This window comes from Aquabacterium sp. A7-Y, from assembly GCF_026153205.1.
Classification (GTDB): Bacteria; Pseudomonadota; Gammaproteobacteria; order Burkholderiales; family Burkholderiaceae_C; genus Caldimonas.
Map to the genome: position 1 here is coordinate 234,437 of NZ_JAPFBW010000006.1, position 9,447 is coordinate 243,883.

Sequence of the window (9,447 nt, forward strand, 5' to 3'; positions counted from 1 at the left end):
CTCTCCCGATGAAAGGTTGTTATGCGGTGTTCTGTGGGTTGTTTTACTGCAGCGTGCCCGTGGCCGATTGCAGGCGGCCCAGTGCGTCGAAGGCGCGGCCGAGGTTGCGCGTGAGCACACCCTGCGGGTCCTTGATCTCTTCCTTGGTGCGGTTGCCGGCGTTGTCCAGCGTATAGGTCACCGAGTTGCCCAGGCCGTCCGCCAAGCCGGTCAGGCGGTGTGCGTCGTCGTAGCGGTACTCGATGTAGCTGGCGTCGGGTTGCGTCACGCGCTGCAGCAGGCCGGTGGGGTAGTAGTCGTAGGTGGTCAGCTCGGTGCCAACCATAACGGTCTTCAAGCGCTGGCGCAGGTCGTAGGTGTACGTGGTCACCACCCCGTTGGCGTCCTTCATCTCCAGTACCTGGCCGTGCGGGTTGTACTTCGTGTACTGCGCCACCTGACCTGCCGGGTTGGTCACCTGCTGCAGGTCGCCCTTGGTCCAGTTCGCTGTGGTGTCAGCGTAGTACTCGTAGCGGGTCACGTCCGCGACGTCGGTGCGTGGGCCGTCCTCCGTGAGTACCTGGCCAAAGCTGTTGTACGAGTAGGTCCACTGCCGCGCCGCGGCGCCAGGCGCCAACGCCGCAGCGAAACCCTTGGAGCCGTCGACGTCCGTAGTCGCTTGCTCCACGCGCTTGCACACCACCGCGATCGGCTTGCCGTCCGGTAGCTTGGCAACGGCTGGCGCGCAAACTGCGATCGCATTCCCGTTGAACGGATCGCTCTGACCGTTGTAGACGGTCGTCACAATGCGGCGCGGCTCTGCCACCCGGGTCTGCAAGGCCCAGTCCGGATGCCACTGCGTGGTGATTTTGCGCGCAGCCACCGGCACACTCGCCCCGTCCGCCAGGACCGCGCTGCAACTAGCAGTATTGGCCAGGCCCTCAACTCGCACCGACTCTAGACTGCGGCCCGGCTCATAGGCATAGCACACGCGCCTACCGTTGAAGTCGTCCCGGCTTGCCACACTGCCGTTGCTGTCATAGCTGATTTCGCTGGTACTCGCAGTGCAACCTGCTCCCGCGGGCTGATCAATGATCGTTGGTCGCGGCAACCCCTTGTCTGGAGCGTTTGCCGGGTCGCGCACCAACGTGGCCTGTGTCTCGATATTAGAAACGACATTATTGGGAGACGTTATCGTCAGGCCTTTGACCGGAATCCACTCGTGATAGCGTGTGAAAACGCTGTTTTTCGAGTTGTATACCATCGAGATGACTCGGCGGGGTGCCTCTGTATAATTCACGACAAACTTGTTCACACCACCCGCAAGTTCGGTTGTTCTGGCCCAGCCTATGGCGTCGTAGGTAATCGTAGCGTAACGCGCTCCAGCTTCGTCGATGATACCTGTGAGCGCCCATTCCTGCTTCGGGTGGCTGCTGTCGTAGACGAAAAACCTCGAGGCGTCCGGCCACTCCAATCCCGCAAGGTTTCCGTTCGCATCGTAAGACGTCCCAATAGAAAGCCCCGCTGGATCTATGATCTTGTCGATCACCACCTCGCCTGTTGTCAGGGTCTTGTATGTGAACATCACCTGGCGACCGAACGAGTCCTGCAGGGAAATCATGTATCCGGGACCGGGTGCGACTTCTGCCGCCGTTGCGCTGGTGCTGTACGTGGGGGTAAGTAAGGTTCCAGACGCGGTGCTCATCGCGACCAGTTTTCCTGTACTGCCATACCTCTCCAGCACTTGTGAGGACATGTCGCGATATAGATACCCACCCTCAAAGGAGGTGATCCTGTCAACGGGACTAGCCTCGGACAGCAGGGTGCCCGACTTGTAGGTGAAGCTGAACACCTTAGCTCCACCACGTATCGCCAATAAGCTTCGATGTTCCGGTCCTATGATCAGTTCCCGATGGAAGTTGGTCCACCACAGTCGCCCAAGCTGGCCGTTGATCGGCATGGCGCCTTGCAATTCGTCTTCATCGGCTCTCAGTGCACCGCGCAGGCTGTCATACGCGAGCTGAAGCCGCTGCCCGCCTAAGCTTATATGCGTTGAGTCCGTGTAATGTTCACTGCCGGTCAGCGGATGAATAGGTTTGCCGTAAGCAGGACAACTGTCTGGAGGAGGGTCTTGGTATACGTCCAACACGGGAAACGGCACAGCAGAGATACTCGCGAACACGTACTCGTCACCTTCACGGAGACCGCCGGCAGAGCATCGGGGTCCCACAATGACCTTACATTGGGCCTGGGCGACCGCCGAGTAAATCGGCGGCGGCACCGGGGTAATACTTCCCACCCCTTTGTAGCGATGGGTGCAGGTGTTGTGCACCATCCACTCTTCAAACGCTTTCTGGCAGCCGATCTCTGGACTCTCGTACCCTCCCCGCGGAAACATCAATCCGCCCCAGCGGAGGACCTTTTGCGGAATAGAAGGCGCCTGAGCAACAGAGGACGTGACCAAAATAAGGGACATCGTGAGGCCGACTGCAGGTCGCTTGAAGACCGGGCGAGACCAGAGCGTAGGATGGATTGTAATTTTCATTGATGCCTTTCGGGAATCATGTTGAGCTACCATTTTGTTTGGAACAGCTGTTTTTGCTGTTTTCATTCGACCGAATAGAGAGTGCCTGGGTGTTGCAGGCGTTATGCAAATACTTCGTTTGCCCTCATCTCTTCAAGAGCTTGTCCGCAGCAACGAATCTCTTGCCCCAATTAATTCAATCTCGTGCCGGTAAGTAGACGAACCGGCGATCGTCGGCCCCAAGTGGCCCCGAATGCGCATACACCCCCATGACACCTCCATTCGGAGCGGCTACCAATCCCCATTCCTGGCGTGCCGAGTAAGGATCCAAATAGATGCGCCTCAGGTGCCTGCGCGGTGACGGGAACCGAGGGTCAAGCAATAGCGCATGTAGGTCCGGTGGGTAGCGGTTCTGGCCGTTGGGCGCCGAGTGGTAGTAGGAGGCGATGGCCCGCCTGAACTGCTCTCCCGCCCAGGAGAGTTGGACGGCGCGTTCTCGCTCAGCCGCTGCGAACCACAACTGACCGACGGCGGCAAGTCCCGCCGAAAGCACGGCCAACATCAGCAGCAACGCCAGATAGGTGTAGCCGCGCTGACACGGCCGGCAGCGACTACCAAGCCGCATACGCAGTCCCATCCCGCCCCCTTCCCTCCGCTCCACTGTGAACGTCGTAAACGCCTCGCTCGGCAGCGCCCTCCTCGATCGGACTGCCCCGCGGTGTGGTCAAGACCCAGGTGTCGTTGCGTGTTGTCATCGGGTCGAGCGGCACGTCTCGCAGGTATCTCCGCTGGACCAGTTCCTCCAGCGTGACCGGGTACCGACCGGTGTCCGCCCGGAACTTGTCGATCGCCTCACGCGTCAACCGCAGGTTAGTCCTGAGCACCGTTTCATTTGCCCGGTCCAGCGACGCCATGTAGCGCGGACCGACCAGCGACAGCAGCGTCGCAATGATCGCCATCACGACCAGCAGCTCGACCAAGGTGAACCCCCGCTGCCTACTCCGCATCACGTCACCATTCACGGTACGGCACCCCGTTGAGCCCCACATCGGGCGACTTGCTGTAGACATCAAACACATCGAGTCCGGGCTTCGGGTCGTTCGGCTCGCTGGCATAGGAGCGCAGGCCCCAGCTAGCAGCCGCCACTTGCATCGGATCGGCAGACCCGCTTGCCCCGCCGATCTCAGCCGGCGTCGCAAACGGGTCCGCCGGCAGGCGCCGCAGCAGATAGATCTTCTGCCGCGTCGGTGAGCGCAGGTCCTCCACGCCGAGCACCAGTGCAGAGAGGTTGGCAGGGTAGCCGCTGCCATCCGCCTGCCGCTGTACACGACCTTCGTCGGCCAGGCGCTTGTGCACATCCAGCGCCGACCGAATCTCTCGAAGTGCCGCTCGCAGCTCCTCCTCCTTCTCCCGCTTCGCCACGATTTCCGCCAGCGGGAAACCAATGCTGGCCAGCACAGCCATGATGGCCAACACCACGAGCATCTCGACCAGCGAGAAGCCGCGCGCCCCCCGAGAGGCGGTCCGACAAAGGGTTAGCCGTCGACGCATGTCAGTTCGGCACGATGGGAGGCGGCGTGAATCCAGGCGCCATGGTTGGTGCACCGGGAGTAGGAGAAGCACCCGGAGCACCTGGAGCTTCGGGCGGCGCCGGCTGCGACGGCACGCCCTGCCCTGCTCGCCCGGAGTAAGGGAGTTCAACAGCACCGTTCCCCGCTGCACCTTGCGGCCCCCTGCCCCGCCCTGGCGCACCACGCGTACCGACCGGCTCTGCCGCCCGCAATTGAATCGACGCCGCGCCGTTCGCCGCCTCGGTCCCCGACAGGAACTCGATCTGCCCCGGCCCCGGCACCTGGATGTTGCGCACTACCCGCGGCGTAATGAGCAACACGATCTCGGTGCGGTTGTCGTCCTTGAGCCCCTGCCCAAACAGCCTGTCAAGCAAGGGGATCCCGTTGAGCCCCGGCACGCCCGTGTTGGAGCGCCGCTCGTCGCGCTGGATCAGACCGGCGAGCACTTGCGTCTCACCGTCCCGCACCCGCAGCTGAGTCGACGCGTTGCGGGTGCCGAGACGGTAGGCCTGCGTGCCCGAGCTGCGCGTGATAGTCTCCAGGACGTTGCTCACCTCCAGCGCCACCTTCATCGCGACTTCGTCCTCCAACGACACCGTTGGCTCGATGTCCAGCTTCAGGCCGACGTCCAGGTAGCTGACGTTTTCCAATGTGCCGACGTTCATGGCGCTGGTGGTGGTGAAGACCGGCACCCGCTCGCCGATCAACACCTTGGCCGCCTGACGGTTGCGCACGCGGATGCGCGGATTGGCCAGCAAGGTGGAGTCGCCCCGCTGACTGCGCAACTTGGCCGCCACCAGCGGGTCGTTGAACTGCAGCTGCACCATGCCGGAATTCAAGTCCCGGGCCTCCGGCAAGCTCAACGAACCCGGCTTGCCGCTGGTGCCGACAATGCTGGCCAACACCGCGTCCGGCCAGCGAATGCCGAGTTCGGTCAACCGGTTGGTCGCGACCTCCAGCACTTCCAGCTCCAGCATCACCTCCGGCTCGGCCAGGTCGTGGTTCGCGAGCAGTTTCTCGACCAACCGCACCACCTCGGCGGAATCGCGCACCACCATCAGGTTCAAAGTCTCGTCCACGAACACGTCGCGCGCCTTCGCGATGCCGCGCACCAGGCCGGCGGCCTTGTTGACGTCGGTGTTGGACAAGTAGAAGGAGCGGGTCACCAGCTCCTGGTACTCGCGGGTCTTCTCGGGATTGTTGGGATAGATGAGCAGGGTGTCCGCATCGAGCACGCGGCGCTCCAGTCGCTGGGTTGCCAACAAGAGGCGCAGCACGTCCTCCACCGACTTGCCGTTCACCGACAAGGTAACCCGGCGATCGGTCGGCACGTCGCGGTCGAACATGAAGTTGAGCCCCGACGCGAGCTTGAGCGATTCGAAGACCTGCAACATCGAGGCATTGACGAACGACAGCGTCACCGGCTTGCGATAGGCCGGTCCGAGCTGCGGCAGCGACAAGCCGCCCTGCCCGGGCAGATCGGCAACAGCGCGCAGCCACTGCCGTTGCACTTGGCGTGCGCGCCGGTGCTGCGGCTGCTCGCTGAGCACTTGGCGCACAAGCGCCAAGGCCTCGTCGACGCGGCCCTGGCGCCCCAGGGCGTCAGCCCGGTCGAGCATGCTCGCGTGCCGCTCTGCCCCTGCGATCCGTTCTTCGCCTTGGATCACGCGGGGGTCGTTGCCGGCGAGTCGAGTTGCGGCGACGAGCTCGCTGCGTGCCTCGACAAAGCGCCCCGCCTCCAGGTGCGCTTCGAGCCGGCGCAGCGCATCGTCGAGCGCGCGGTCGCGCTGCTCGAAGTAGGTGCGGCGGAACTCGACGTTCGCCGGATCGACCTGCGTCGCTTGGCGTAGCTTGGCGACGCCCTCGACGTCCTGGCCGGCCGCGATGTCGGCCCTTCCGCTGCGAAACTCAGCATGCCCGGCGCAACCGGCCAGCACGGCCATCAGGACCGTCAGCGCTGGGGCACGGGGCACCCGCAGCAGCCGGACCCGGCAACCTTGTTGCGCCGTGACAAATATCGGGGCGTGAAGATCGGCCGCCAAACTACTCTCCCTGTGGCCGGGCTTCCGCCATTGCGGGGGCCCCCTGGTTGCGCGACTGGTCCCCGAAGGTCAGCCGCTGTGTTTCTCCGCTCGGCACATGCAAGAATTCGGCCGCGCCATGCGTCAGGCGCACCAGCTTGAATTCGCCCGGGAGCACGTCCCCGATCGCCGCCTTGACGGTCGCTCCGCCGCCCGCCGCGACAAACAGTAAAGACCCTCCGTCGCCCTGCCATTGGCCCAGTGCCGTGAAACCGGGCCGGGGTGGTGGAGGCGGGGGCGGCGGCACGAGATCGACCGTCACCACCGGCGGCGGCGCCACCGGCTGGGGCGGCGGTGACTCGACAGGTGGTGCGGAAGGCGCGAAGGGGTCGTGCCCCGGTTCTTGGTAGACCGCCTTCAGTGCCAATAGCCCGGCCCTGGACGAAGGCGCGCTGGCTGCCGAAGCAGCAGCCACCGGCGGCAACCCGACGGGAGCAGAGACGTGTGCGCTCATCGACCGCGACGCAGCAAGGACGGGTGCCGGAGGCCCGTTGTCCTCCGGCACCGCCAGCACTGCGAGCCGCAATGCCAGGCAGACGCCGAGTACCGTCAAAAGGCGACGCAGACGCGGACTCACGGCGCGCTCCGGTAGTAAACCTCGAAGACGAGGCGCACGCGCGGCACCGGCTGCGCATCGCTCTCGCGGGAGGTGCTGAAGCCCGTCAGCGCGACTGCCGGCTGGGTCAGCACCACCTGGTTGACGAAACGCCGTACGCCAGCATACGGCGCGAGCGTGTCGAGCCGCAACTGCAGCCGCGGCGGTGTGCCGGCCTCAGCCGGCAGGTAGCTGTAGTCCGACTGTCCCAAAGGCACCTCCTGCAGCCGCGCCGCTTCGACGATCTGCGCCAGCAGTGCCGGCAGTTCGGCCTCACTGGGGAGTTGCGTCAGCAGCGAAGGCGGCGATACCGCGCGCACCGGCAGTGCAGGACGTTGCCTCGCTTTCTCCAGGCTTACGTGCAGGTCCGCCTCCTGCGCCCGCAAACGCGGCAGCTGGTAGGCAGCCCCGGCGAGCGCAAACACCATCAAGGCCAGGCCTGCAGCCCCAGGCAGCCCGAGGCCCGACCACCGACCGAATGCGGAACCGAGCGTCCGCCGCAGCCCACTCATGTCACGGACCATAGGGACTCCACTTGGCCTGCACCGCCAGCCGGACCGGACCGCCCGGAGTGGAGGGATCGAGCGCCTGATGCGACACCAGCCGGGCTTGCTGCAAGCCCGCGGCGTTCAGGTACGTGAGATAGGCGGCGCCGACCGCAAGGTCCGGTGCCTGGATCGCCAGGCGCACCGTGCCGGCTGCGGCGTCCGGCTCGACGGCCAGCAGCACCACACCGACTGGACCCGGCGCTTCGATGGCGGAAAACACCGGCTGCCACTGTATCCCCAGCCCCCGTCTCAACGCGAGGTCGGTTTCGACGACAGCACGGTCAGCCATGGGTGCGTCCGACACCGTGCGCAGAGCAACTTGGTGGGTCAGACGCAGCTCCAGGGCAGCAAGTACCTCGCTGCGACGCTCGATCTCCCAGGCGACTCCGGCCGACGCGGCGCCAGCGACGCCCAGGACCGCCCAGCCCATCCAGGCCGGCAGGCGGCGATTGACGAAATCTGCCCGGGTCCAATCGACTCTCATGCCACTGGTTCCTGGACAGACACGGACGGTGCCGCGGATGGCAGCAAGGGCGCGACCAGATCGCCCTCCCCCGCCTCGACCAGCCACCCCGACCCGGAGGCCGGCAACAGCACCAACGGAGCAGCCGGCGGCTCGACCTGCAGCCGCCGCTCCCATGCCTGCAGGCGTCGTCGCAGCGCCGCCACATCAGGCTCGTGCGGCAGCTCGACCCGCCCCTGCCAGGCACCGTCCAACTCGAGGACCGCAACCAGGCGGTCGGCTTCTTGGTACACGGTCCAGCCGCTCGCCCCCTCCTGCCCGGCCCCCCGTCTCAGGGTTCGCGCACGGTGGGCAACAACCCAGGCAGCGGCAGGACTCAGCCCCCGCAGCGAGAGACGGGTCTTCCTCGCCGCGGTTTGCAGTTGATCGATCACGTCCCGGGCACACGCGAATACGCCGACACGGCCACTTCGGGCACCGCGGTCGTACAGCAATTGCTCCTGGACCGAAGATGCCCCTACCAGTTCGGTATGCCGGTGGGCGACGACCGCAGCTGCGACCTCTTCCGGAAGCGGGTCCTGGCCCAGGTCCACGGTCAGCGCCCTCACCCAGGCCCCGCCGAGCACCACGTCGACCGAGCGCCACCAGCGCCCCACCGCCTGCGCCAGCAACGGCTGCAGCCAGCGGTCGAGGGGGGGGTCATCCTGGTCCGCCGTGGCACAGCCGAGTTCTCGCCAGGTCTGCATGTCACCCCGCCCCCTTGCGACGTACAGGCGACCCATGCCACGCTCAAGCCACAGCAGGTGATGTGCGAACACGAGCGGCACTTGGGGTTCAGTCGGCGCCGGTGACACGGTCCACCTCCTCCAGGCTGGTCAGACCTGCGTGTGCGGCCTCCAGGGCCTGCTCGCGCAAGCTGCGCAGCCCCTGCGCATGCGCCGCCTTGTGGACCTCAAGGTACGGTGCACGATCCACGATCAAGGCCTTCAGCTCGGCGTTTACATGCAGCAGTTCTCCGATCGCAAACCGCCCCTTGTAGCCAGTGCCCAAGCACGCCGGGCACCCGACAGCCCGCCAATAGCCCGACTCACGGGCACCCGCTTCGCGCACACGCGTGGCGCAGTGGCGACACAGCCGGCGAATAAGTCGCTGCGCCAGTACTCCGTTCAGCGCCGAAGCCAGCGCGTAGGGATCGATGTCGAACTGCTGGAAGCGACCGAGCACGTCGAGCGCGTCATTGGCGTGAACGGTTGTGAACACGAGGTGTCCCGTCAGCGCTGCCTGCACGGCGATATGCGCCGTCTCCGCGTCGCGGATCTCGCCTACCAGGATCTTGTCGGGATCGTGCCGCAGGATCGAGCGCAACCCGCGCGCGAAGGTCAGGCCCTTGCGCTCGTTGACGGGGATCTGCAGCACGCCGGGCAACTGGTACTCCACCGGGTCCTCGATCGTCACGACCTTCTCCTCGGCGCTGCAGGTCTCGTTGACGACAGCGTACAGCGAGGTGGTCTTGCCCGAACCGGTGGGTCCGGTCACAAGCACCATGCCGTGCGGGCGGCGCGCCAGGCGCAAGACGGCCCGCGCGAGGTCCGGCGCAAAACCGAGACCCGCCAAGGTGAGGTCCTTCAACTGCTCGGCCAGATGGCGGCGGCCCAGCACTCGCAGCACGGCGTCTTCGCCATGGAT

The 9,447-nt window shown here is 65.3% G+C and carries 9 protein-coding genes; all 9 read right to left on the reverse strand.

The genetic code is table 11. The annotated features are described in order from the left end of the window. Window positions 1-43 precede the first annotated feature (43 nt). Entirely contained in the window at window positions 44-2,524 is a 2,481-nt protein-coding gene (locus OOT46_RS07435; protein ID WP_265402954.1) for an RHS repeat domain-containing protein, read from the reverse strand. A gap of 590 nt (window positions 2,525-3,114) precedes the next feature. Next, window positions 3,115-3,483 (reverse strand): type II secretion system protein, encoded by a 369-nt coding sequence (locus tag OOT46_RS07440; protein WP_416136159.1) that lies wholly within the window; start codon window positions 3,481-3,483, stop codon window positions 3,115-3,117. A 31-nt stretch (window positions 3,484-3,514) separates the two neighbouring features. After that, on the reverse strand, window positions 3,515-4,054 hold the full coding sequence (locus OOT46_RS07445) for a type II secretion system protein (RefSeq protein ID WP_265402956.1): 540 nt from the start codon (window positions 4,052-4,054) through the stop codon (window positions 3,515-3,517). Window position 4,055: 1 nt separating this feature from the next. Next, window positions 4,056-6,116, reverse strand: coding sequence for a general secretion pathway protein GspD (locus OOT46_RS07450; protein ID WP_265402957.1), 2,061 nt, complete (start codon window positions 6,114-6,116; stop codon window positions 4,056-4,058). Window position 6,117: 1 nt separating this feature from the next. Continuing rightward, the gene (locus tag OOT46_RS07455) at window positions 6,118-6,732 is read right to left on the reverse strand and encodes a hypothetical protein (RefSeq protein WP_265402958.1); all 615 of its coding nucleotides are present in this window, start codon (window positions 6,730-6,732) and stop codon (window positions 6,118-6,120) included. After that, window positions 6,729-7,178 carry a hypothetical protein gene (locus OOT46_RS07460; RefSeq protein WP_265402959.1) on the reverse strand — a complete coding sequence of 150 codons (450 nt, stop codon included), beginning with the start codon at window positions 7,176-7,178 and terminating at the stop codon, window positions 6,729-6,731. Before OOT46_RS07460 ends, OOT46_RS07455 begins: the two co-directional genes overlap by 4 nt. 85 nt (window positions 7,179-7,263) lie before the next feature. Next, window positions 7,264-7,782, reverse strand: a complete 519-nt coding sequence (locus OOT46_RS07465; RefSeq protein ID WP_265402960.1) for a hypothetical protein — start codon at window positions 7,780-7,782, stop codon at window positions 7,264-7,266. Then, the gene (locus OOT46_RS07470) at window positions 7,779-8,588 is read right to left on the reverse strand and encodes a hypothetical protein (RefSeq protein ID WP_265402961.1); all 810 of its coding nucleotides are present in this window, start codon (window positions 8,586-8,588) and stop codon (window positions 7,779-7,781) included. The genes OOT46_RS07465 and OOT46_RS07470 overlap by 4 nt, the downstream gene beginning before the upstream one ends. A gap of 7 nt (window positions 8,589-8,595) precedes the next feature. Next, a partial coding sequence (locus OOT46_RS07475) for a GspE/PulE family protein (protein WP_265402962.1) occupies window positions 8,596-9,447 on the reverse strand: 852 nt, incomplete at its 5' end.